At 52.0% G+C, this 23,818-nt stretch carries 18 protein-coding genes, 2 tRNA genes, 3 rRNA genes and 19 other annotated features; of the genes, 17 read left to right on the forward strand and 6 right to left on the reverse strand.

The features are described 5' to 3' along the window. The first annotated feature begins 10 nt into the window (after positions 1-10). Positions 11-16: a ribosome-binding site (putative RBS for pepQ; RegulonDB:STMS1H003919), on the forward strand. The 9 genes from pepQ to rrfA all read left to right on the forward strand — a co-directional run bounded on the left by pepQ (position 11) and on the right by rrfA (position 9,759). Further along, the gene (gene pepQ / locus STM3984; protein NP_462869.1) for a proline dipeptidase occupies positions 11-1,356 on the forward strand. Within the gene, positions 25-1,356 belong to an annotated coding region; the region does not span the whole gene. (Overlaps the previous feature by 6 nt.) Beyond that, positions 1,348-1,353, forward strand: a ribosome-binding site (putative RBS for yigZ; RegulonDB:STMS1H003920). (Overlaps the previous gene by 6 nt.) Then, positions 1,348-1,970, forward strand: a protein-coding gene (gene yigZ, locus STM3985) for a putative cytoplasmic protein (protein NP_462870.1). Within the gene, positions 1,356-1,970 belong to an annotated coding region; the region does not span the whole gene. Before pepQ ends, yigZ begins: the two co-directional genes overlap by 9 nt. Before the next feature lie 23 nt (positions 1,971-1,993). Then, positions 1,994-1,999 (forward strand) — a ribosome-binding site (putative RBS for trkH; RegulonDB:STMS1H003921). Continuing rightward, positions 1,994-3,460, forward strand: a protein-coding gene (trkH, locus tag STM3986) for a Trk family potassium transport protein (protein NP_462871.1). Within the gene, positions 2,009-3,460 belong to an annotated coding region; the region does not span the whole gene. (Overlaps the previous feature by 6 nt.) Continuing rightward, positions 3,460-3,465, forward strand: a ribosome-binding site (putative RBS for hemG; RegulonDB:STMS1H003922). It overlaps the preceding gene by 1 nt. After that, positions 3,460-4,017, forward strand: a protein-coding gene (gene hemG, locus STM3987; RefSeq protein ID NP_462872.1) for a protoporphyrin oxidase. Within the gene, positions 3,472-4,017 belong to an annotated coding region; the region does not span the whole gene. It overlaps the preceding feature by 6 nt. Before trkH ends, hemG begins: the two co-directional genes overlap by 1 nt. A gap of 377 nt (positions 4,018-4,394) precedes the next feature. Further along, positions 4,395-5,936 (forward strand): 16S ribosomal RNA (gene rrsA, locus STM3988). Between the two features lie 69 nt (positions 5,937-6,005). Then, positions 6,006-6,079, forward strand: a tRNA-Ile gene (ileT, locus tag STM3989). Between the two features lie 114 nt (positions 6,080-6,193). Beyond that, positions 6,194-6,266, forward strand: a tRNA-Asx gene (gene alaT / locus STM3990). Between the two features lie 185 nt (positions 6,267-6,451). Further along, a 23S ribosomal RNA gene (gene rrlA, locus STM3991) occupies positions 6,452-9,446 on the forward strand. A 191-nt stretch (positions 9,447-9,637) separates the two neighbouring features. Further along, positions 9,638-9,759 (forward strand): 5S ribosomal RNA (gene rrfA / locus STM3992). The 16S, 23S and 5S rRNA genes sit together here with 2 tRNA genes alongside, the layout of an rRNA operon. A gap of 260 nt (positions 9,760-10,019) precedes the next feature. Here the strand turns inward: rrfA and mobB are convergent. Then, positions 10,020-10,550, reverse strand: a protein-coding gene (gene mobB, locus STM3993; RefSeq protein NP_462873.1) for a molybdopterin-guanine dinucleotide biosynthesis protein B. Within the gene, positions 10,020-10,535 belong to an annotated coding region; the region does not span the whole gene. Continuing rightward, the gene (mobA, locus tag STM3994) for a putative molybdopterin-guanine dinucleotide biosynthesis protein (RefSeq protein NP_462874.1) occupies positions 10,532-11,128 on the reverse strand. Within the gene, positions 10,532-11,116 belong to an annotated coding region; the region does not span the whole gene. The genes mobB and mobA overlap by 19 nt, the downstream gene beginning before the upstream one ends. Continuing rightward, positions 10,545-10,550 (reverse strand) — a ribosome-binding site (putative RBS for mobB; RegulonDB:STMS1H003926). It overlaps the preceding gene by 6 nt. Beyond that, positions 11,123-11,128, reverse strand: a ribosome-binding site (putative RBS for mobA; RegulonDB:STMS1H003927). It lies within the gene mobA. Positions 11,129-11,172: 44 nt before the next feature. Continuing rightward, positions 11,173-11,178, forward strand: a ribosome-binding site (putative RBS for yihD; RegulonDB:STMS1H003928). On the opposite strand from mobA, the gene yihD reads away from it, so the two are divergent. The 3 genes from yihD (at position 11,173) to dsbA (ending at position 13,158) form a co-directional block, all read left to right on the forward strand. Then, positions 11,173-11,455, forward strand: a protein-coding gene (gene yihD, locus STM3995; RefSeq protein NP_462875.1) for a putative cytoplasmic protein. Within the gene, positions 11,186-11,455 belong to an annotated coding region; the region does not span the whole gene. Its footprint overlaps the feature before it by 6 nt. Positions 11,456-11,519: 64 nt before the next feature. Beyond that, positions 11,520-11,525 (forward strand) — a ribosome-binding site (putative RBS for yihE; RegulonDB:STMS1H003929). Further along, positions 11,520-12,518, forward strand: a protein-coding gene (yihE, locus tag STM3996) for a putative homoserine kinase type II (RefSeq protein ID NP_462876.1). Within the gene, positions 11,532-12,518 belong to an annotated coding region; the region does not span the whole gene. (Overlaps the previous feature by 6 nt.) Beyond that, positions 12,519-12,524, forward strand: a ribosome-binding site (putative RBS for dsbA; RegulonDB:STMS1H003930). It begins immediately after the preceding gene. Then, positions 12,519-13,158 (forward strand): periplasmic protein disulfide isomerase I gene (gene dsbA, locus STM3997; RefSeq protein NP_462877.1). Within the gene, positions 12,535-13,158 belong to an annotated coding region; the region does not span the whole gene. (Overlaps the previous feature by 6 nt.) Before the next feature lie 12 nt (positions 13,159-13,170). Here dsbA and yihG read toward each other — a convergent pair. Continuing rightward, complete coding sequence (gene yihG / locus STM3998) at positions 13,171-14,079, reverse strand: putative endonuclease (RefSeq protein NP_462878.1); 909 nt, start codon at positions 14,077-14,079, stop codon at positions 13,171-13,173. Between the two features lie 373 nt (positions 14,080-14,452). Further along, positions 14,453-14,458, forward strand: a ribosome-binding site (putative RBS for polA; RegulonDB:STMS1H003931). Here yihG and polA point away from each other — a divergent pair. Together polA and spf are read left to right on the forward strand one after the other, a co-directional pair. Continuing rightward, positions 14,453-17,253 (forward strand): DNA polymerase I gene (polA, locus tag STM3999; RefSeq protein NP_462879.1). Within the gene, positions 14,467-17,253 belong to an annotated coding region; the region does not span the whole gene. It overlaps the preceding feature by 6 nt. A gap of 158 nt (positions 17,254-17,411) precedes the next feature. After that, positions 17,412-17,417, forward strand: a ribosome-binding site (putative RBS for spf; RegulonDB:STMS1H003932). Beyond that, positions 17,412-17,467, forward strand: a protein-coding gene (spf, locus tag STM4000) for a spot 42 RNA, inhibition of DNA synthesis (RefSeq protein NP_453290.1). Within the gene, positions 17,420-17,467 belong to an annotated coding region; the region does not span the whole gene. It overlaps the preceding feature by 6 nt. Positions 17,468-17,587: 120 nt before the next feature. On the opposite strand, the gene yihA is transcribed toward spf, so the two are convergent. After that, the gene (gene yihA, locus STM4001) for a putative GTPase involved in coordination of cell cycle (protein ID NP_462881.1) occupies positions 17,588-18,235 on the reverse strand. Within the gene, positions 17,588-18,220 belong to an annotated coding region; the region does not span the whole gene. Beyond that, positions 18,230-18,235, reverse strand: a ribosome-binding site (putative RBS for yihA; RegulonDB:STMS1H003933). Its footprint overlaps the gene before it by 6 nt. Positions 18,236-18,456: 221 nt before the next feature. Continuing rightward, positions 18,457-18,462: a ribosome-binding site (putative RBS for STM4002; RegulonDB:STMS1H003934), on the forward strand. Here yihA and STM4002 point away from each other — a divergent pair. The 3 genes from STM4002 to hemN all read left to right on the forward strand — a co-directional run bounded on the left by STM4002 (position 18,457) and on the right by hemN (position 20,880). Beyond that, positions 18,457-18,684 (forward strand): putative cytoplasmic protein gene (locus tag STM4002; protein ID NP_462882.1). Within the gene, positions 18,460-18,684 belong to an annotated coding region; the region does not span the whole gene. (Overlaps the previous feature by 6 nt.) Before the next feature lie 118 nt (positions 18,685-18,802). Then, entirely contained in the window at positions 18,803-19,318 is a 516-nt protein-coding gene (gene yihI, locus STM4003; protein NP_462883.1) for a putative cytoplasmic protein, read from the forward strand. 177 nt (positions 19,319-19,495) lie between these two features. Beyond that, positions 19,496-19,501 (forward strand) — a ribosome-binding site (putative RBS for hemN; RegulonDB:STMS1H003935). Then, positions 19,496-20,880 (forward strand): O2-independent coproporphyrinogen III oxidase gene (gene hemN, locus STM4004; RefSeq protein NP_462884.1). Within the gene, positions 19,507-20,880 belong to an annotated coding region; the region does not span the whole gene. (Overlaps the previous feature by 6 nt.) A 312-nt stretch (positions 20,881-21,192) precedes the next feature. Here hemN and glnG read toward each other — a convergent pair. Together glnG and glnL are read right to left on the reverse strand one after the other, a co-directional pair. Beyond that, the gene (gene glnG, locus STM4005; protein NP_462885.1) for an EBP family response regulator in two-component regulatory system with GlnL occupies positions 21,193-22,611 on the reverse strand. Within the gene, positions 21,193-22,602 belong to an annotated coding region; the region does not span the whole gene. After that, positions 22,606-22,611: a ribosome-binding site (putative RBS for glnG; RegulonDB:STMS1H003936), on the reverse strand. (Overlaps the previous gene by 6 nt.) Then, positions 22,611-23,733, reverse strand: a protein-coding gene (gene glnL, locus STM4006) for a sensory kinase (phosphatase) in two-component regulatory system with GlnG (nitrogen regulator II, NRII) (RefSeq protein ID NP_462886.1). Within the gene, positions 22,611-23,660 belong to an annotated coding region; the region does not span the whole gene. The genes glnG and glnL overlap by 1 nt, the downstream gene beginning before the upstream one ends. Further along, positions 23,669-23,674: a ribosome-binding site (putative RBS for glnL; RegulonDB:STMS1H003937), on the reverse strand. (Overlaps the previous gene by 6 nt.) Further along, positions 23,682-23,699 (reverse strand) — a protein binding site (putative binding site for NR(I), RegulonDB: STMS1H000292). Continuing rightward, positions 23,706-23,714, reverse strand: a -10 signal (putative -10_signal for glnL; RegulonDB:STMLTH004638). Next, positions 23,725-23,733: a -35 signal (putative -35_signal for glnL; RegulonDB:STMLTH004638), on the reverse strand. Positions 23,734-23,818: the final 85 nt, after the last annotated feature.

Raw genomic sequence — 23,818 nt, forward strand, 5'->3', positions numbered from 1 at the left:
GTCAAAAAAACAGAAGGGTAAAAAATGGAATCACTGGCCGCGCTCTATAAAAATCATATTGTTACCTTACAAGAACGGACGCGCGATGTTCTGGCGCGCTTTAAGCTGGATGCGTTACTTATTCATTCTGGCGAGCTTTTCAACGTCTTTCTCGACGATCACCCTTATCCGTTTAAGGTCAATCCACAGTTTAAAGCGTGGGTGCCGGTAACTCAGGTTCCAAATTGCTGGCTGTTGGTCGATGGCGTCAACAAACCCAAATTGTGGTTTTATCTGCCGGTCGATTACTGGCATAACGTTGAACCGCTGCCAACGTCCTTCTGGACAGAAGAAGTCGAGGTCGTCGCCTTACCGAAAGCGGATGGCATCGGCAGCCAACTGCCTGCCGCGCGTGGCAATATCGGCTATATCGGCCCGGTTCCTGAGCGCGCGCTACAATTGGATATCGCCGCCAGCAACATCAACCCGAAAGGTGTTATCGACTATCTGCATTACTACCGCGCCTATAAAACGGATTATGAACTGGCCTGTATGCGCGAAGCGCAGAAAATGGCGGTGAGCGGTCATCGGGCGGCGGAAGAGGCCTTCCGTTCCGGCATGAGCGAGTTCGACATCAACCTGGCGTACCTGACCGCCACGGGACATCGCGATACCGATGTTCCATACAGCAACATTGTGGCGCTGAACGAACATGCCGCCGTGCTGCATTACACGAAACTGGATCATCAGGCACCGTCTGAAATGCGCAGTTTCCTGCTGGATGCGGGCGCGGAATACAACGGCTACGCGGCGGATCTGACGCGGACCTGGTCGGCGAAAAGCGATAACGACTACGCCCACCTGGTGAAAGATGTTAACGACGAACAGTTGGCGCTGATCGCTACCATGAAGGCGGGCGTCAGCTATGTGGATTATCATATTCAATTCCATCAGCGCATCGCGAAGCTGCTGCGTAAACATCAAATCATTACCGACATGAGTGAAGAGGCGATGGTGGAAAATGATCTCACCGGGCCGTTTATGCCGCACGGTATTGGTCATCCGTTGGGTCTGCAGGTACACGATGTGGCCGGGTTTATGCAGGATGATTCCGGTACGCATCTCGCCGCGCCGTCCAAATACCCGTATCTGCGCTGCACGCGTGTGTTACAGCCGCGAATGGTGTTGACCATCGAACCGGGGATTTACTTCATCGAATCGCTGTTAGCGCCATGGCGCGAAGGCCCGTTCAGCAAGCACTTCAACTGGCAGAAAATTGAAGCGCTCAAGCCTTTCGGCGGTATTCGCATTGAAGATAACGTGGTCATCCACGAAAACGGCGTGGAAAACATGACGCGGGATTTAAAACTGGCGTAATGGACAGTTGGTTAATCCCTGCAGCGCCGGTCACCGTTGTTGAAGAGATCAAAAAAAGCCGCTTTATTACGCTATTGGCGCATACCGATGGCGTAGACGCGGCGAAAGCGTTTGTTGAGTCAGTCAGAGCTGAGCATCCTGATGCGCGCCACCATTGTGTGGCGTGGGTGGCGGGTGCGCCGGACGACTCACAGCAACTGGGCTTTTCAGACGACGGCGAACCGGCGGGAACGGCAGGCAAGCCGATGCTTGCGCAATTGATGGGCAGCGGCGTCGGAGAAATTACTGCCGTCGTCGTGCGCTACTATAGTGGTATTCTGCTGGGTACGGGCGGGCTGGTAAAAGCCTATGGCGGCGGTGTGAATCAGGCATTACGTCAGCTTGCCACACAACGCAAGACGCCATTAACCGAATATACTTTGCAGTGTGAGTACGGTCAGTTGGCCGGAATCGAAGCATTATTAGGACAGTTTGCCGGGAAGATCGTTTCCAGCGATTATCAGGCGTCTGTTCGGCTCAGGGTGGCGCTTCCTTTTGCTCATGTGAATGCATTTTCCACAAAACTGGCGGATTTTAGCCGTGGTTCATTGCAATTGTTAGCGATTGAAGAATAATCCCCACCTCATTTTTAAGAATAAAGGAAGCGGCAGAGATGCATTTTCGCGCCATTACCCGAATCGTTGGACTACTGGTTATCTTATTTTCGGGGACAATGATTCTCCCGGGACTGGTAGCGCTAATATATCGTGATGGCGCAGGAAGAGCGTTCACGCAGACCTTTTTTGTCGCGCTGGCGATCGGTTCCATACTGTGGTGGCCGAACCGTAGGGAAAAGGGCGAGCTGAAATCCCGCGAAGGATTTCTTATCGTGGTGCTGTTCTGGACCGTGCTGGGCAGCGTGGGTGCGCTGCCGTTTATTTTCTCGGAAAGCCCAAACCTCACCATTACCGATGCTTTTTTTGAATCGTTCTCCGGGTTAACCACCACGGGCGCCACTACTCTGGTGGGGCTGGATTCATTACCGCACGCCATTCTCTTTTATCGTCAGATGCTGCAATGGTTTGGCGGTATGGGGATCATTGTGCTGGCGGTGGCGATTCTCCCTATCCTCGGCGTCGGGGGGATGCAGCTCTATCGGGCGGAAATGCCGGGGCCGCTCAAAGATAACAAAATGCGCCCGCGTATTGCCGAGACGGCGAAAACGCTGTGGCTTATCTATGTCTTGCTAACGGTAGCCTGCGCGCTGGCGCTATGGTTTGCAGGGATGCCCGCGTTTGACGCTATCGGACACAGCTTCTCCACTATCGCTATCGGCGGCTTCTCAACGCATGACGCCAGCGTAGGCTATTTTGATAGTCCCACTATTAATACCATCATCGCTATTTTCCTGCTGATCTCCGGTTGTAACTATGGCCTGCATTTCTCTTTATTAAGCGGGCGTAGCCTGAAAGTATACTGGCGCGATCCGGAATTCCGCATGTTCATCGGCGTACAGTTGACGCTGGTGGTGATCTGCACGCTGGTACTGTGGTTCCATAATATCTACGACTCGGCGCTGACAACGCTAAATCAGGCGTTCTTCCAGGTCGTGTCGATGGCGACAACGGCAGGGTTTACCACGGACAGCATTGCGCGCTGGCCGCTGTTTTTGCCCGTCTTGCTGCTATGTTCCGCGTTTATTGGCGGTTGCGCCGGGTCAACGGGCGGGGGGTTAAAGGTCATCCGTATTCTGTTGTTGTTTAAACAGGGGAACCGCGAACTCAAACGTCTGGTGCATCCGAATGCCGTTTACAGTATTAAGCTGGGGAACCGGGCACTGCCAGAACGTATTCTGGAAGCCGTCTGGGGATTCTTTTCTGCCTACGCGCTGGTATTTATCGTCAGTATGCTGGCCATTATCGCTACAGGCGTAGATGATTTCTCGGCTTTCGCCTCGGTAGTGGCTACGCTTAATAACCTGGGACCGGGGCTGGGGGTGGTTGCTGATAACTTCGCCAGTATGAATCCGGTTGCGAAATGGATACTAATCGCCAACATGCTATTTGGTCGTTTGGAAGTATTCACTTTGCTGGTACTTTTTACCCCGACTTTCTGGCGTGAATAATGGAGTAACACGTGAAAACATTGATTCTTTTCTCTACCCGGGACGGACAAACGCGCGAAATTGCCTCTTATCTGGCTTCTGAACTCAAAGATATGGGGATCTGGGCCGATGTCGTTAATCTGCATCGCGCAGAAGAGCCTGACTGGGATAGCTATGATCGCGTAGTGATTGGCGCGTCTATTCGTTATGGTCATTACCACAGCGCCTTTCAGGAGTTTGTTAAGAAATATGCCACGCGGTTGAACGGAATGCCGAGCGCCTTTTATTCCGTTAACCTGGTGGCGCGTAAAGCTGAAAAACGGACGCCGCAGACTAACAGCTACGCGCGGAAGTTTTTAATGAGCTCTCCGTGGCGACCTGACTACTGTGCCGTCATTGCAGGCGCGCTTCGCTATCCCCGTTATCGCTGGTATGACCGTCTGATGATCAAGCTTATTATGAAGATGTCGGGCGGCGAAACGGATACCAGTAAAGAAGTGGTGTACACCGACTGGGAGCAGGTTGCGCACTTTGCCCGTGAAATAGCCCATTTAACCAACAAATCGTCGGCAAAATAAACGCAAAGAATAAAAAGTGCGCACTCAGAAAATTATTTTAAATTTCCTCTTGTCAGGCAAAAATAACTCCCTATAATGCGCCACCACTGACACGGAACAACGGCACACAGGCCGCCGGGTCAGCGGGGTTCGGACCAGAACCTCACGGAGAAAAGCGAAAATAAACGCTTGACTCTGAAGCGGGAAAGCGTAATATGCACACCCCGCGCCGCTGAGAAAAAGCGAAGCGGCACTGCTCTTTAACAATTTATCAGACAATCTGTGTGGGCACTCGAAGATACGGATTCTTAACGTCCTAGGACGAAAAATGAATACCAAGTCTCAAGAGTGAACACGTAATTCATTACGAAGTTTAATTCATTGAGCATCAAACTTTTAAATTGAAGAGTTTGATCATGGCTCAGATTGAACGCTGGCGGCAGGCCTAACACATGCAAGTCGAACGGTAACAGGAAGCAGCTTGCTGCTTCGCTGACGAGTGGCGGACGGGTGAGTAATGTCTGGGAAACTGCCTGATGGAGGGGGATAACTACTGGAAACGGTGGCTAATACCGCATAACGTCGCAAGACCAAAGAGGGGGACCTTCGGGCCTCTTGCCATCAGATGTGCCCAGATGGGATTAGCTTGTTGGTGAGGTAACGGCTCACCAAGGCGACGATCCCTAGCTGGTCTGAGAGGATGACCAGCCACACTGGAACTGAGACACGGTCCAGACTCCTACGGGAGGCAGCAGTGGGGAATATTGCACAATGGGCGCAAGCCTGATGCAGCCATGCCGCGTGTATGAAGAAGGCCTTCGGGTTGTAAAGTACTTTCAGCGGGGAGGAAGGTGTTGTGGTTAATAACCGCAGCAATTGACGTTACCCGCAGAAGAAGCACCGGCTAACTCCGTGCCAGCAGCCGCGGTAATACGGAGGGTGCAAGCGTTAATCGGAATTACTGGGCGTAAAGCGCACGCAGGCGGTCTGTCAAGTCGGATGTGAAATCCCCGGGCTCAACCTGGGAACTGCATTCGAAACTGGCAGGCTTGAGTCTTGTAGAGGGGGGTAGAATTCCAGGTGTAGCGGTGAAATGCGTAGAGATCTGGAGGAATACCGGTGGCGAAGGCGGCCCCCTGGACAAAGACTGACGCTCAGGTGCGAAAGCGTGGGGAGCAAACAGGATTAGATACCCTGGTAGTCCACGCCGTAAACGATGTCTACTTGGAGGTTGTGCCCTTGAGGCGTGGCTTCCGGAGCTAACGCGTTAAGTAGACCGCCTGGGGAGTACGGCCGCAAGGTTAAAACTCAAATGAATTGACGGGGGCCCGCACAAGCGGTGGAGCATGTGGTTTAATTCGATGCAACGCGAAGAACCTTACCTGGTCTTGACATCCACAGAAGAATCCAGAGATGGATTTGTGCCTTCGGGAACTGTGAGACAGGTGCTGCATGGCTGTCGTCAGCTCGTGTTGTGAAATGTTGGGTTAAGTCCCGCAACGAGCGCAACCCTTATCCTTTGTTGCCAGCGATTAGGTCGGGAACTCAAAGGAGACTGCCAGTGATAAACTGGAGGAAGGTGGGGATGACGTCAAGTCATCATGGCCCTTACGACCAGGGCTACACACGTGCTACAATGGCGCATACAAAGAGAAGCGACCTCGCGAGAGCAAGCGGACCTCATAAAGTGCGTCGTAGTCCGGATTGGAGTCTGCAACTCGACTCCATGAAGTCGGAATCGCTAGTAATCGTGGATCAGAATGCCACGGTGAATACGTTCCCGGGCCTTGTACACACCGCCCGTCACACCATGGGAGTGGGTTGCAAAAGAAGTAGGTAGCTTAACCTTCGGGAGGGCGCTTACCACTTTGTGATTCATGACTGGGGTGAAGTCGTAACAAGGTAACCGTAGGGGAACCTGCGGTTGGATCACCTCCTTACCTTAAAGAAACGGTCTTTGAAGTGCTCACACAGATTGTCTGATGAAAAACGAGCAGTAAAACCTCTACAGGCTTGTAGCTCAGGTGGTTAGAGCGCACCCCTGATAAGGGTGAGGTCGGTGGTTCAAGTCCACTCAGGCCTACCAAATTTTCCCTGAATACTGCGTTGTGAAATAACTCACATACTGATGTATGCTTCGTTATTCCACGCCTTGTCTCAGGAAAAATTATCGGTAAAGAGGTTCTGACTACACGATGGGGCTATAGCTCAGCTGGGAGAGCGCCTGCTTTGCACGCAGGAGGTCTGCGGTTCGATCCCGCATAGCTCCACCATCTCGTGAGTGTTTACGAAAAAATACTTCAGAGTGTACCTGAAAGGGTTCACTGCGAAGTTTTGCTCTTTAAAAATCTGGATCAAGCTGAAAATTGAAACACAGAACAACGAAAGTTGTTCGTGAGTCTCTCAAATTTTCGCAACACGATGATGAATCGTAAGAAACATCTTCGGGTTGTGAGGTTAAGCGACTAAGCGTACACGGTGGATGCCCTGGCAGTCAGAGGCGATGAAGGACGTGCTAATCTGCGATAAGCGCCGGTAAGGTGATATGAACCGTTATAACCGGCGATTTCCGAATGGGGAAACCCAGTGTGATTCGTCACACTATCATTAACTGAATCCATAGGTTAATGAGGCGAACCGGGGGAACTGAAACATCTAAGTACCCCGAGGAAAAGAAATCAACCGAGATTCCCCCAGTAGCGGCGAGCGAACGGGGAGGAGCCCAGAGCCTGAATCAGCATGTGTGTTAGTGGAAGCGTCTGGAAAGGCGCGCGATACAGGGTGACAGCCCCGTACACAAAAGCGCATGTGCTGTGAGCTCGATGAGTAGGGCGGGACACGTGGTATCCTGTCTGAATATGGGGGGACCATCCTCCAAGGCTAAATACTCCTGACTGACCGATAGTGAACCAGTACCGTGAGGGAAAGGCGAAAAGAACCCCGGCGAGGGGAGTGAAAAAGAACCTGAAACCGTGTACGTACAAGCAGTGGGAGCACAGGTTTACCTGTGTGACTGCGTACCTTTTGTATAATGGGTCAGCGACTTATATTCTGTAGCAAGGTTAACCGTATAGGGGAGCCGGAGGGAAACCGAGTCTTAATTGGGCGTTAAGTTGCAGGGTATAGACCCGAAACCCGGTGATCTAGCCATGGGCAGGTTGAAGGTTGGGTAACACTAACTGGAGGACCGAACCGACTAATGTTGAAAAATTAGCGGATGACCTGTGGCTGGGGGTGAAAGGCCAATCAAACCGGGAGATAGCTGGTTCTCCCCGAAAGCTATTTAGGTAGCGCCTCGTGAATTCATCTCCGGGGGTAGAGCACTGTTTCGGCTAGGGGGCCATCCCGGCTTACCAACCCGATGCAAACTGCGAATACCGGAGAATGTTATCACGGGAGACACACGGCGGGTGCTAACGTCCGTCGTGAAGAGGGAAACAACCCAGACCGCCAGCTAAGGTCCCAAAGTCATGGTTAAGTGGGAAACGATGTGGGAAGGCCCAGACAGCCAGGATGTTGGCTTAGAAGCAGCCATCATTTAAAGAAAGCGTAATAGCTCACTGGTCGAGTCGGCCTGCGCGGAAGATGTAACGGGGCTAAACCATGCACCGAAGCTGCGGCAGCGAACGTATCACCCAAGACAACTTTACGGAGTTGACGATTGACGGAGCGAAGCGACGTCAAAGCGTTCATTAAAGTCGAGTTGGCTTAGGGATACGTTCGTTGGGTAGGGGAGCGTTCTGTAAGCCTGTGAAGGTGTGTCGTGAGGCATGCTGGAGGTATCAGAAGTGCGAATGCTGACATAAGTAACGATAAAGCGGGTGAAAAGCCCGCTCGCCGGAAGACCAAGGGTTCCTGTCCAACGTTAATCGGGGCAGGGTGAGTCGACCCCTAAGGCGAGGCCGAAAGGCGTAGTCGATGGGAAACGGGTTAATATTCCCGTACTTGGTGTTACTGCGAAGGGGGGACGGAGAAGGCTATGTTGGCCGGGCGACGGTTGTCCCGGTTTAAGCGTGTAGGTGTGTGTTCCAGGTAAATCCGGTTCACTTTAACACTGAGGCGTGACGACGAGGCACTACGGTGCTGAAGCAACAAATGCCCTGCTTCCAGGAAAAGCCTCTAAGCATCAGGTAACACGAAATCGTACCCCAAACCGACACAGGTGGTCAGGTAGAGAATACCAAGGCGCTTGAGAGAACTCGGGTGAAGGAACTAGGCAAAATGGTGCCGTAACTTCGGGAGAAGGCACGCTGACACGTAGGTGAAGTGATTTACTCATGGAGCTGAAGTCAGTCGAAGATACCAGCTGGCTGCAACTGTTTATTAAAAACACAGCACTGTGCAAACACGAAAGTGGACGTATACGGTGTGACGCCTGCCCGGTGCCGGAAGGTTAATTGATGGGGTCAGCGTAAGCGAAGCTCCTGATCGAAGCCCCGGTAAACGGCGGCCGTAACTATAACGGTCCTAAGGTAGCGAAATTCCTTGTCGGGTAAGTTCCGACCTGCACGAATGGCGTAATGATGGCCAGGCTGTCTCCACCCGAGACTCAGTGAAATTGAACTCGCTGTGAAGATGCAGTGTACCCGCGGCAAGACGGAAAGACCCCGTGAACCTTTACTATAGCTTGACACTGAACATTGAGCCTTGATGTGTAGGATAGGTGGGAGGCTTTGAAGTGTGGACGCCAGTCTGCATGGAGCCGACCTTGAAATACCACCCTTTAATGTTTGATGTTCTAACGTGGACCCGTAATCCGGGTTGCGGACAGTGTCTGGTGGGTAGTTTGACTGGGGCGGTCTCCTCCTAAAGAGTAACGGAGGAGCACGAAGGTTGGCTAATCCTGGTCGGACATCAGGAGGTTAGTGCAATGGCATAAGCCAGCTTGACTGCGAGCGTGACGGCGCGAGCAGGTGCGAAAGCAGGTCATAGTGATCCGGTGGTTCTGAATGGAAGGGCCATCGCTCAACGGATAAAAGGTACTCCGGGGATAACAGGCTGATACCGCCCAAGAGTTCATATCGACGGCGGTGTTTGGCACCTCGATGTCGGCTCATCACATCCTGGGGCTGAAGTAGGTCCCAAGGGTATGGCTGTTCGCCATTTAAAGTGGTACGCGAGCTGGGTTTAGAACGTCGTGAGACAGTTCGGTCCCTATCTGCCGTGGGCGCTGGAGAACTGAGGGGGGCTGCTCCTAGTACGAGAGGACCGGAGTGGACGCATCACTGGTGTTCGGGTTGTCATGCCAATGGCACTGCCCGGTAGCTAAATGCGGAAGAGATAAGTGCTGAAAGCATCTAAGCACGAAACTTGCCCCGAGATGAGTTCTCCCTGAGACTTAGAGTCTCCTGAAGGAACGTTGAAGACGACGACGTTGATAGGCCGGGTGTGTAAGCGCAGCGATGCGTTGAGCTAACCGGTACTAATGAACCGTGAGGCTTAACCTTACAACGCCGAAGATGTTTTGGCGGATTGAGAAGACAACAATTTTCAGCTCAGATTCAGAGTCCGAAGGATTTTACGCTGAGACAAGGCGGCAAACGCAGCGACGGAAGGAGCATACAGAAGTATGTGACTGACGCTCGCAAGAGCAGCCAACGCCGTATCAGTGTAAAAGACACAGGACGGAGCACAAAGAATTTGCCTGGCGGCACTAGCGCGGTGGTCCCACCTGACCCCATGCCGAACTCAGAAGTGAAACGCCGTAGCGCCGATGGTAGTGTGGGGTCTCCCCATGCGAGAGTAGGGAACTGCCAGGCATCAAATAAAACGAAGGGCCCTGTCGGAAGACAGGGCCTTTTGTTTTATCTGTGGTCTGTCGGTGAGCACTCGTTGCGCAGCAACGGCCCGGAGGGTGGCGGGCAGGACGCCCGCCATAAACTGCCAGGCATTAGTTTAGTGAAGAAGCCCATCCTGACGGACGGGCTTTTTTGCGTGTGCGGTAACTGTAAAACCGTAGGCCTGATAAGCGCAGCGCCATCAGGCAACCGGCACTGCCGGATGGCGGCTCCGCCTTATCCGGCCTACAAGGAACGTGCTTTCTCTAACCACCGCAAAATGAAGGCAGAAATCTGCGATACATCATTAAGATCCAAAACGGGTACCGCTACGGCAAGTGGAATATCACTGGCAACCGCAATAACATGCTCATCAAGAATTAATTCTTCCTCGCTGTGCCCACATCCCTGACGAAAAAGTAAGATCTTCGCAACTGCCTCGTGTTTAAACCCTTCTACCAGCACCATATCTAGCTTTGATGCATCCATCCGGCTCACCAGCCATGCCAGATCCAACTCTTCTTGCCCCGGCGTTTCAGTCATTAACGCCCAGCGCTGCTGACTGGCAACCAGCGTCTGTGCCGCCCCGGCTTTACGTAATTCGTAGCTATCTTTACCCGGTTTATCAACATCCATATCATGATGGGTATGCTTAATCAGCCCTGGCCGAATACCGTGCGCACAAAGTGCTGGGATCAGTTTTTTCAGCAGTGTTGTTTTTCCCGTGCCGCTCCACGCGGCAATGGCGAGTAGCGGTATCATGGTCTCTTTTGCCATTGCGCGAGTTCCTCCGGCGTGTTGACGTTCACAAATGCCTCCTTACAATCGCTGAAATCAACGGCGTGTCCGCCTACCTGGCGCATAAAAATCATTACCCGCCGCTCGCCTGCTTGCAAATAAGCTGTCAACTGGGGCTCAACGGCACGATTAATCAACGCGATCGTTGGATGATCGCGCTCTCCATCATGAACCCAAACCACGGGTGCACCATGACGCTGCGCTGCTAAACGATCGACCAGGTTGTGGGGGATACAGGGATTGTCACAGGGACAAAACAGAAACCAGTCGCCTGCTACCTGCTGAAAAACGGAAAGCATACCCGCCAGCGGACCGGGAAAGTCAGCAATTGAATCCGGAATGACTTTCAGGCCGCTGGCCTGGTAGATATCCAGATGGCGATTAGCACTAATGACGACCGTAGCAAGTTGTGGCGCGAGCGCGTCGGCAACGTGTCGCCAGAGCGGTTTCCCGCCCAGTTCAAGCAGACCTTTATCCGCACCTCCCATCCGCCTGGCTTTACCGCCTGCCAGCACCACGCCGGTTATTACTTCATCCAGATTCACCGATATCGCCTCTTTTATTGTGGGATTGACCCTGCTACCGTGTCTGTATCAAGAATAAGGAGCACAGCTATGAAATGTAAACGCCTGAATGAAGTCATTGAACTCCTCCAGCCAGCCTGGCAGAAAGAGCCTGATCTTAATCTGACGCAATTTTTGCAGAAACTGGCGAAAGAGTCAGGTTTTGACGGCAAACTGGAAGATTTAACTGATGATATCCTGATCTACCATCTGAAAATGCGCGATTCCGCCAAAGACGCCGCCATTCCAGGGATTCAAAAAGACTATGAAGAGGACTTTAAAACGGCGCTTTTACGCGCCCGCGGCGTTATTAAAGAGTAAAACCTTGTAAGCGGCGCCACCGAAATCGCCACGAAATGATATCCTGAATCATTCGTAGTATTTTCCGGATGATGGGATGAACGACAACGCTTTTACTTTCCAGACGCTACACCCGGAAACCATCATGGATGCGCTGTTTGAACAGGGGATCATGGTGGATTCCGGGCTAACTCCACTAAACAGTTATGAAAACCGCGTCTATCAGTTTCAGGATGAAGACCGTCGACGTTTTGTCGTTAAGTTTTATCGTCCTGAACGCTGGTCTGTTGATCAAATTCGGGAAGAACATCAATTCGCGCTTGAACTGGTGAAGGATGAGGTTCCGGTTGCTGCTCCGCTCGCGTTTAATGGCCAGACGCTGTTAGCGCATCAGGGCTATCATTATGCCATTTTCCCCAGCGTAGGCGGTCGTCAGTTTGAAGCAGACAATATCGATCAGATGGAGGCGGTAGGGCGTTATCTTGGCCGATTGCATCAGACGGGGCGAAAACGTCCTTTCACTTTCCGGCCTGACATTGGGCTTGCGGAGTATCTTTTTGAACCTCGCCAGGTATTCGAAGATGCCGCACTGATTCCCTCCGGGCAAAAAGCGGCTTTCCTGAAAGCCACTGATACTCTACTGTCTGCAGTTACCGAATGCTGGCGCACCGATTTCGCCACGCTGCGATTGCACGGCGATTGTCATGCCGGCAACATTCTATGGCGTGATGGACCGCTGTTTGTCGATTTAGATGATGCCCGTAACGGTCCGGCGATACAGGATTTATGGATGCTGCTGAACGGCGACAAAGCCGAACAGCGAATGCAGCTTGAAACCATTATTGAAGCTTATGAAGAAGTTAGTGAGTTCGATACGGCTGAAATTGGTCTCATTGAACCTTTACGCGCCATGCGTTTAGTTTATTATCTTGCCTGGTTGATTCGTCGTTGGGGCGATCCTGCGTTTCCAAAAAACTTTCCCTGGTTAACAGGGGAAGATTACTGGCAGCGACAGACAACGACTTTTATTGAGCAGACTAAAATTTTGCACGAACCCCCTTTACAATTAACGCCAATGTATTAATCGGAGAGAGTTGATCATGAAAAAGATTTGGCTGGCGCTGGCTGGTATGGTTTTAGCTTTTAGCGCCTCGGCAGCACAGATCAGCGACGGTAAACAGTATATCACGCTGGATAAACCGGTCGCTGGCGAACCCCAGGTACTGGAGTTTTTCTCCTTCTACTGCCCACATTGTTATCAGTTTGAAGAAGTGCTTCATGTGTCTGACAATGTGAAGAAAAAGCTGCCGGAAGGCACCAAAATGACCAAGTACCACGTTGAGTTCCTGGGGCCGTTGGGCAAGGAGCTCACCCAGGCATGGGCGGTGGCGATGGCGTTGGGTGTAGAAGATAAAGTCACGGTCCCGCTGTTTGAAGCCGTACAGAAAACCCAGACAGTACAATCTGCCGCGGATATCCGTAAAGTGTTCGTTGATGCGGGCGTCAAGGGCGAAGATTACGATGCGGCATGGAACAGCTTCGTGGTGAAATCACTGGTTGCGCAACAGGAGAAAGCCGCGGCTGACCTGCAACTGCAGGGCGTTCCGGCGATGTTCGTCAATGGCAAATACCAGATTAACCCACAAGGCATGGATACGAGCAGCATGGATGTTTTTGTTCAGCAGTATGCTGATACTGTGAAATATTTGGTTGATAAAAAATAAAAAGAACGCCGGTCACTGACCGGCGTTTTTATAAGATGTTTTAATCTCTTCTATCTGTATATCTTTCTTATCCCACAGCGTATTAAGCCAACGTTGAAAACGGCGTTTGAATGTTTTGTCGTTCACGTAATCGCCGTGCAGTTCTTCATTTATGGGTTCCAGTTGCACCCGAACAACAATACGCGTCAGCCTACCGCTTAGCATATCGTAGAAAGGGTGACGATCGTTGTTTGGGTAACACAACGTAATATTAAGCAGCTTATCGAACTGTGAGCCTAAAACATTAATCGCCATTGCAATACCGGCTGCTTTTGGCGGCAACAAATGTTGATAAGGTGAATGCGTTTGCTGACGTTTCTCATGCGTAAATCGCGAGCCTTCAACAAAGTTAACGATAGTGGTGGGATACCGACGAAACTTTTCGCAAGAGCGACGAGTTGTTTCAACATCTTTGCCGCGTCGATCGGGGTGTCGGAGCAGGTAGCTACGGGAGTAGCGCTTCATAAACGGCATATCTAATGCCCAGCACGCCAGGCCGATGAACGGCACCCAGGCCAATTGCTGTTTAAGAAAGTACTTATTCATTGGGATATGCTTGCGGAACAGAACGCAAAGCACAACGATATCGGCCCAGCTGCGATGATTACAAATCAGTAAATACCAATTTTTCTTGCTCAGCCCTTCTAACCCTTCTACATCCCATTGCAAGTGCGGATTAAGGCGTAACAGCGCTGCAAGACCAGCACACCAGCAATACATCATGAAATTGCAGAAAATGGAGACCTTGCGCCAGATACCGGGAACAGGCAAAAGAAGCTTTACCATACCGGCAATGATGATCGGTACTGAGCAAACAATAGTGACCAGGATGGTCAATACGATACTCAATGGGAGCGTGATAGCCGCGAGTATTCTCGTCATAATAAATTATTCAAAAGTTAGCCATAAACGGTGCGCGAAAAGGGCGCAAGGGGCTGATTCTATCAGAAAACGATGCTAATGATGGCGCTGAGTGAAATAGAAACACTCGTAACAACTATCCACATTATGATAACGGCATGAATCAGATAATCAGAAAAACGTGATGTTAACAACTCATTGAAAATAATGGGTAATTATTAAGACGAGAAGGCTATCGCGCTGATTTTAAAGTAATGGTAAGAATTTACACACAAAGTTATCCACAGGTTATTTTGCGAGCGATCCTGAAGATCGACAAAACTTTTCCGCAAATGCGGCGAAAAACTCAAGTTTTCCTCCTGTATGTGGCATCCTTTAACCATAATCTGTTAAACAGGCACGGACATTATGGTTCAGATCCCAGAAAACCCACTTATTCTCGTAGATGGCTCATCCTATCTCTATCGCGCCTATCATGCGTTTCCGCCGTTAACCAACAGCGCGGGAGAACCTACGGGCGCAATGTATGGTGTCCTCAACATGTTGCGCAGCCTGATCATGCAGTATCAGCCGACGCATGCTGCGGTGGTGTTTGACGCCAAAGGAAAAACCTTCCGTGATGAGCTCTTTGAACACTACAAATCGCATCGTCCTCCAATGCCGGATGATCTTCGTGCGCAAATAGAGCCGTTACATGCCATGGTTAAAGCCATGGGGTTACCTCTGCTGGCGGTCTCTGGCGTAGAAGCGGATGACGTTATCGGTACACTGGCGCGAGAAGCGGAGAAGGTGGGGCGTCCGGTATTAATCAGCACCGGCGATAAAGATATGGCACAGTTGGTGACGCCGAATATTACGCTGATCAACACCATGACTAACACCATCCTCGGCCCGGATGAAGTCGTTAATAAGTACGGCGTGCCGCCTGAGCTGATTATCGACTTTCTGGCGCTGATGGGGGACTCCTCGGATAATATTCCGGGCGTACCAGGCGTGGGTGAGAAGACGGCGCAAGCCTTGCTTCAGGGATTGGGCGGCCTGGATACGCTGTACGCCGAGCCGGAAAAAATTGCCGGTCTCACTTTCCGCGGCGCCAAAACGATGGCCGGTAAATTAGCGCAGAATAAAGACGTAGCGTACCTGTCTTATAAACTCGCCACCATTAAAACGGATGTTGAGCTGGAGCTGACCTGCGAACAGCTTGAAGTGCAGCAGCCGATTGCGGATGAACTGCTGGGCCTGTTTAAAAAATATGAGTTTAAGCGCTGGACGGCGGACGTTGAGTCAGGCAAGTGGCTACAGGCAAAGGGCGCGAAACCGGCGGCCAAACCGCAGGAAACGGTCGTTATTGATGAATCGCCCAGCGAACCGGCAGCGGCGCTCTCTTATGAAAATTATGTCACGATTCTGGACGACGTTACGCTGGAAAGCTGGATTGAAAAGCTGAAAAAAGCGCCAGTTTTTGCTTTCGACACGGAGACCGACAGCCTGGATAATATCGCCGCCAACCTGGTGGGCCTCTCGTTTGCCATCGAACCTGGCGTTGCCGCGTATGTACCTGTCGCGCATGATTATCTGGACGCTCCGGATCAAATCTCCCGCCAGCGTGCTCTGGAACTGCTGAAGCCGCTGCTGGAAGATGAAAAAGTGCGCAAAGTGGGGCAAAACCTCAAGTACGATCGCGGCGTCTTGCAAAATTACGGTATTGAGCTGCGCGGTATCGCCTTCGATACCATGCTTGAGTCTTACATTCTGAACAGCGTCGCCGGACGCCATGATATGGACAGTTTGTCCGATCGTTGGCTGAAGCACAAAACTATCACCTTTGAAGACATTGCCGGTAAAGGTAAAAACCAGCTCACCTTTAACCAGATCGCACTGGAGGAAGCGGGGCGCTATGCGGCAGAAGATGCGGATGTCACGTTACAGTTGCATCTCAAAATGTGGCCTGAGCTCCAGCAGCACAAAGGCCCGCTGAATGTTTTCGAAAACATCGAAATGCCGTTGGTGCCTGTACTGTCACGCGTTGAGCGCAATGGCGTAAAAATCGATCCTGCCGTCCTGCACAAACATTCGGAAGAAATCACGCTACGTCTGGCGGAACTGGAAAAGAAAGCGCATGACATTGCGGGCGAGGCGTTCAACCTGTCCTCGACGAAGCAGTTGCAGACCATCCTGTTTGAAAAGCAGGGTATTAAGCCGCTGAAGAAAACGCCTGGCGGCGCGCCGTCAACGTCGGAAGAGGTGCTGGAAGAGCTGGCGCTGGACTATCCGCTGCCGAAAGTGATTCTGGAGTATCGTGGTCTGGCGAAGCTAAAATCCACCTATACCGATAAGCTGCCGCTGATGATTAACCCGAAAACCGGGCGCGTCCATACGTCCTATCATCAGGCGGTAACGGCGACGGGACGTTTATCGTCCACCGATCCGAACCTGCAAAATATTCCGGTGCGCAATGAAGAAGGCCGCCGCATTCGTCAGGCATTTATTGCGCCTGAGGATTATCTCATCGTGTCTGCGGACTATTCACAGATTGAGCTGCGTATTATGGCGCATCTTTCCCGTGATAAAGGACTGCTCACGGCGTTCGCCGAAGGGAAGGATATTCACCGCGCAACGGCGGCGGAAGTCTTTGGCTTGCCGCTGGATAGCGTGACCGGGGAACAGCGCCGAAGTGCGAAAGCCATTAACTTTGGCCTGATTTACGGGATGAGCGCCTTCGGTCTTTCTCGCCAGCTTAATATTCCGCGTAAAGAGGCGCAGAAGTATATGGATCTCTACTTCGAACGCTATCCTGGCGTGCTGGAATATATGGAGCGCACCCGCGCTCAGGCAAAAGAACAAGGCTATGTGGAAACTCTGGAGGGGCGCCGCCTTTACCTGCCGGATATTAAATCCAGCAACGCGGCGCGGCGCGCGGGGGCGGAACGCGCGGCGATCAATGCTCCCATGCAAGGAACGGCTGCCGATATCATCAAGCGCGCCATGATTGCCGTCGATGCCTGGCTACAGGCCGAGCAGCCACGCGTGCGGATGATTATGCAGGTACACGATGAATTAGTGTTCGAGGTGCATAAAGACGACTTAGATGCGGTAGCAAAACGTATCCATCAGTTGATGGAAAACTGCACGCGTATTGATGTGCCGTTGCTGGTGGAAGTCGGTAGCGGGGAAAATTGGGATCAAGCGCACTAAGCATTTAAGGAATAACGCGCTTTTTTCGTAATTAAGCAACATAAGCACGGGGGTTTTGTGATGGGTATTAGAATTCCCTATGTAAAGAATGAAAAAAAATTACGAAAAGGTCTTTCTGTGTTGCTCAAAAAAGAGTAAAGTTATTCACGTAGGGTACAGAGGTAAGATGTTCTATCTTTCAGACCTTTTACTTCACGTAATCGGATTTGGCTGAATATTTTAGCCGCCCCAGTCAGTTTATGACTGGGGCGTTTTTTATTGTGCGCAAGAAAAGTTTCGCTCACACCGTAGGCCGGATAAGACGCGCAGCGGCGCCATCCGGCATAGCGGGTGATTATTCCCCGTCCTGAATCTCTTCGACCGGTGCCAGTTCACTAAACCAGCTATCCAGCTTCTGACGTAACTTATCCACGCCCTGCTTTTTCAGCGAGGAAAACGCTTCTACCTGCACATCGCCATTAAAAGCCAGCACGGCTTCACGTACCATATTCAACTGCGCCTTGCGCGCGCCGCTGGCCAGTTTGTCCGCTTTGGTCAGCAGAACCAGAACCTGGATATTGCTCTCTACAGCCCACTGGATCATCTGTTGGTCGAGGTCTTTCAACGGATGGCGGATATCCATTAAAACGACTAAGCCCTGTAGGCTTTGACGTTTCTCCAGATATTCCCCCAGCGCGCGTTGCCACTTGCGTTTCATCTCTTCCGGGACTTCCGCGTAGCCATAGCCCGGCAGGTCGACCAACCGTTTGCCATCTACGACTTCAAACAGGTTAATCAATTGGGTACGGCCCGGCGTTTTAGAGGTGCGCGCCAGGCTTTTTTGGTTGGTCAACGTGTTCAGGGCGCTGGATTTGCCTGCATTGGAACGGCCAGCAAAAGCCACTTCAATTCCGCAATCGGAAGGTAAATGGCGAATATCAGGCGCACTCATCACAAAATGCGTCTGTTGATAATTCAGGTTAGTCAAAGCGGTCGTCTCCGTCAGTCAAAGCATTGTGGCGATTATACCTGAACGCCAGCAAAAGACGGATTTTTCGGCGCATCGGTGCTGTAAGTAAAAGCCATACGCTTTGTGAGACATTGACCATTGCACTTATGCGACATGACAGAGTCGTTGTCAGGCTCAAAGCCAGTTAATATAGTTAAATCATGAATTTATAGAAAGGTAATTGTCTGAAAAAAAGGGATTTGCCGTGTCGGTATCTTGTGAGTTTACCCCAAAAGAGTAAAGTAATGCACATAGCGAGGACGCTAACAGGATCAACGACTCAGGATGAGGGTCAGGAGCGCCAGGAGGCGAAGACACAGGATTGTCAGGAAGACAAACGTCCGGAGACGTTAGTAAAAGGAAATGGAAACAACATGGAATGTTCCAGGCTAAGGGAAAAACAGGGCGTGTTGATAGCCAACAGGGATGGTGGAACCCGTTAAGGGTCGTGAGTCAAGAAAAAAGGCGGCAGATTACTCTGTCGCCTTTTTTCTTTGCTTGCTTTCTGCTAGATTCCGCCTCAATTCTATACTGAATAAAACGGCTTAAAGATCTGACATCATGAAAAAACCAACCTCTGCACCGCGCAGTAAAGCCTTTGGCAAACAGCGTCGTAAAACGCGTGAAGAGTTAAACCAGGAGGCGCGCGACCGTAAACGCCTGAAAAAACATCGCGGTCATGCGCCGGGAAGTCGCGCGGCGGGCGGCAATTCCGCTTCGGGCGGCGGCAATCAGAATCAACAAAAAGATCCACGTATTGGCAGTAAAACACCTGTTCCATTGGGCGTGACTGAAAAAGTGACCCAACAGCATAAACCGAAAAGTGAGAAACCTATGCTTTCACCGCAGGCGGAGTTGGATTTACTGGAAACGGATGAGCGCCTGGATGCGCTGTTAGAACGTCTGGAAGCGGGCGAAACCCTGAGTGCGGAAGATCAAGCCTGGGTAGATGCCAAACTGGATCGTATTGATGAACTGATGCAGAAGCTTGGTCTGTCTTACGATGACGACGAAGAAGACGACGAAGAGGACGAGAAGCAGGAAGATATGATGCGCCTGCTAAGAGGCGGCAACTAACGGGTTTACACCGTGGGCTTGCCCGTCCTGCTTATAACCCTTCCGGTTATATGTTATCTGGTGTGGTTATTCGTTAAACTACAGCGATTGTCGCGGCGACAGAAATGGCTGCGCAGCCGGCTTGCCGCCCGTCATGGCGTGAAGCCGGTACGCCGTACCCGCCAGAGACGCCATCGGAAGGAGTGAGCATGTCTGAACAGCAAATAGACTGGGATCTGGCCCTGATCCAGAAATATAACTATTCCGGGCCACGATATACCTCGTACCCAACCGCGCTGGAGTTTTCTGAAGACTTCGAGGACGCCGCATTCTTGCAGGCTGTGGCGCGTTATCCTGAACGTCCGCTCTCGCTGTATGTGCATATCCCGTTTTGTCACAAGTTGTGTTATTTCTGCGGCTGCAACAAGATTGTCACCCGCCAACAGCATAAAGCTGACCAGTATCTTGACGCGCTTGAGCAGGAAATTCGTCATCGCGCGCCGCTGTTTGCAGACCGTCATGTCAGCCAGCTTCACTGGGGCGGCGGTACGCCTACTTACCTGAATAAAGCGCAAATCAGCCGCTTAATGACGCTGTTGCGTGAAAATTTCCACTTTAATACCGACGCGGAAATCTCGATCGAAGTCGATCCCCGTGAAATTGAGCTGGATGTGCTCGATCATTTACGTGCGGAAGGTTTTAACCGCCTGAGTATGGGCGTGCAGGACTTTAATAAAGAGGTGCAGCGCCTGGTTAACCGCGAGCAGGATGAAGAATTCATCTTTGCGCTGCTTAATCACGCCCGCGATATCGGCTTTACCTCGACCAATATCGATTTGATCTACGGTCTACCGAAACAGACGCCAGAAAGCTTCGCTTTCACGCTGAAGCGTGTGACGGAACTGAACCCCGATCGTTTGAGCGTCTTTAACTATGCGCATCTGCCAACGCTTTTTGCCGCCCAGCGTAAAATTAAAGATGCTGATTTACCCAGCGCGCAGCAGAAACTGGATATTTTGCAGGAGACGATCGTATCGCTTACCCAGGCTGGTTATCAGTTTATCGGGATGGACCATTTTGCCCGTCCGGACGACGAACTGGCCGTCGCGCAGCGCGAAGGCGTGTTGCACCGTAATTTTCAGGGCTATACGACCCAGGGCGATACCGATCTGCTGGGGATGGGGGTTTCTGCTATCAGCATGATTGGCGATGGCTACATGCAGAACCAGAAAGAGCTGAAGCGTTATTACCAGCAAGTGGATGAGCGGGGCAATGCGCTATGGCGTGGTATTACGCTGACCCGTGATGATTGCATTCGTCGCGATGTTATCAAGGCGCTGATTTGTAACTTCCGCCTGGATTTTAACGCTGTCGAACAGCAGTGGGGTTTGCATTTCGCTGAGTATTTTGCCGAAGATTTGCAGTTACTGTCGCCGCTGGCGAAAGATGGGCTGGTGGATATTAGCGAGAAGGGAATTCAGGTGACGGCGAAAGGTCGTTTGCTGATCCGCAATATCTGCATGTGCTTTGACGCGTATCTGCGCCAGAAAGCGCGGATGCAGCAGTTCTCGCGCGTCATTTAGCCGGGTTGCCCGGTGGCGCTGCGCTTACCAGGCCTACACGTTGCGACAACCTGTAGGCCGGATAAGCATTAGCGCCATCCGGCACATTGTCAGCTGAACAGTCCCACCAGCGCGGCACACAACACGGCGGCTAGCGCAGTTTGTGGCGTGTGGCTGTCGACCGCTCCACTCGATACCAGATTAATAATAGATTCTAACATAATGAATCCCCCCGTTTGCCGGGCATGATCATACTGAACTCATCGGAACAGTAAAGCGCAAAATAGCAGCGTTTTGCGCTCAATTATTAATCTTTACACTCGCGGGTAATGTTTACTCCATTCCCAGCTCTTTCAACTTCCGCGTTAGGGTGTTTCGCCCCCAACCGAGCAGCCTGGCGGCTTCCTGTTTATGACCCTGCGTATGGCGTAATGCCGTGGTCAGTAGCGTTCTCTCCAGTTCTGGCTGCGCTTCAGAAAGCAGGTTTTGATGACCGGATCGCAAGGCGCGGTCCGCCCATTGTGCCAGTAATGTAGCCCAGCTATCCGGCGGCAGGTGGGACGGGCTATCCGGCGTCGAGGCTTCAAACAGTTCGCCCGGTAAATCCTGGATCAATACCTCCTGTCCGGCGGCCATGACGGTGAGCCAGCGGCAGGTATTTTCTAACTGACGCACGTTACCAGGCCATGCCAGGCGCGTTAACGCCGTTTCGGTTTCCGGATGTAATAATTTGGCTTCCACGCCTAATTCACGGGCGGCGACCTGCAAAAAATGGCGCGCCAGGCGCGGAATATCCTCACGGCGTTCACGCAACGGCGGAAGATGGATACGAATCACGTTCAGGCGGTGGAACAGGTCTTCGCGGAATTTCCCTTCCTGAACGCGTCGTTCGAGGTTCTGGTGGGTGGCGGCGATAATGCGCACATCGACTTTTACCGGCGCGTACCCGCCCACGCGGTAGAACTGTCCGTCAGCCAGCACGCGTAACAGACGAGTCTGGACATCCAGCGGCATATCGCCAATTTCGTCCAGAAACAGCGTGCCGCCGTCAGCCTGCTCGAAACGGCCCTGCCGGATGGTATTCGCCCCGGTAAAAGCGCCTTTCTCATGGCCAAACAGTTCGGATTCAATCAAATCTTTCGGGATGGCCGCCATATTGAGTGCGATAAACGGCGCTTTGGCGCGTGGGCTATGGCGGTGAAGCGCATGGGCGACCAGTTCTTTACCGGTCCCTGATTCGCCGTTAATCAGCACGCTAATCGAAGAACGCGACAGCCGACCAATAATGCGAAACACATCCTGCATGGCGGGCGCTTCGCCTATCATGTCTGTTGTCGGGCCGTTAACCTCGATATTACGCGGCTGTTGCTGCTCCTGATAGTGGCTAATCGCGCGCTCGACCAGAGCGACGGCTTCATCAATATCAAACGGTTTAGGCAGATAATCAAACGCCCCCTGCTGATAGGCGCTCACGGCGGCATCTAAATCGGAATGCGCGGTCATAATGATGACCGGAAGCATCGGGTGACGCTGTTTAATCTGCTTTAATAGCGCCAGCCCGTCCATTCCCGGCATTCGGATATCCGACAGCAAGACGTCCGGCGTTTTACTGGCCAGCGCAGCCAGTACTTCATTACCATTCTCAAAGGTGGTACAGGTCAACCCTGCCCCGGCGAGAGCACGCTCAAGCACCCAACGGATGGAACTATCATCATCGACGACCCAGACTATTCCTCGTTGCATAAACACCTCTATTTCCGAATCGGCAGGTAAACCGAAAACTCGGTATGCCCCGGCCAACTGGTAAATTCAATTTTGCCGGCGTGTTGATCGATAAGATTGCGGGCGATAGATAACCCAAGCCCGGTGCCGCCTTCGCGACCGCTGACCATCGGGTAGAACAGCGTATCCTGTAAATGGGGAGGAATGCCCGGCCCATTGTCTTCAACGTCTATACGCGCCGCCAGGCGATAGCGTTCGCCATGCAGCGTTAACTGGAAGGCGGTACGGGTACGCAGCGTAATTTCGCCGCCTTCCGGCCCCAGCGCCTGCAAGGCATTGCGGACAATATTCAGCAGTACTTGCTCAATTTGTTCCGGGTCGTGCGGCAGTTCTGGCAAACTGGGGTCATAATCGCGGATAAGCCGGACATTATCCGGCAGTTCCATCGACACCAGCGCCACCACGCGCTCCGCGACTTTATGTATGCTCTCGGTAATGTGCATTCCCGGGTGCTGCGGCCCCAGCAAACGATCGACAAGGTTGCGTAGCCTGTCGGCCTGTTCAATGATGACTTTGGTATATTCCGTTAGCGCCGGGTCGGGCAGCGCCTTGCTGAGTAGCTGCGCCGCGCCGCGCAGGCCGCCGAGCGGATTTTTGATTTCGTGCGCCAGACCGCGCACCAGATCGCGGGCGGCGATTTGCTGCGCGTGCTGCAACTGCTCCTGACTCAGACGACGCTGGTTATCCATCGGCGCCATTTCGAGCAGTATAAAATCGTCGGGCAGACGTTGGGCGGTCAAAGAGAGAATATGCGAGCGACTATCAATCACCAGCGTCACTTCGTTATCGGTAAAGCCTTGCCCTGCCGCTAAACTTTCGCGCATCAGGTCAATGTTTAACGAAAAATAGCTCAACAGTTCAGGTAACGGCGTCCCGAACAGTTTGCGTGAGCTTTGCGCGAGCAACTGCTGCGCGGCAGGATTGGCGTAATGGATTGCCAGCGCGTCGTCGACCACCAGCACGCTGTTGATTAACGAATTGAGGATCTGCCCAGCATCGGGCTGTATGCCGCTTGCCATTCAGCAGTCTCCTGGAAAAGGTTGCACCATTTTAGTGCATTATAGCTTTTTACCACTAAAAAGCGCGTGAGATCAGATTGTTGGTGGAGAAAAAAGCCCATCCTGGGATGGGCTGAAAGTTTCCACGGCAACTCAAAAACTCCTGACGCCTTTCACGC

It is taken from the genome of Salmonella enterica subsp. enterica serovar Typhimurium str. LT2, from assembly GCF_000006945.2.
In the GTDB taxonomy this organism is placed as follows: domain Bacteria; phylum Pseudomonadota; class Gammaproteobacteria; order Enterobacterales; family Enterobacteriaceae; genus Salmonella; species Salmonella enterica.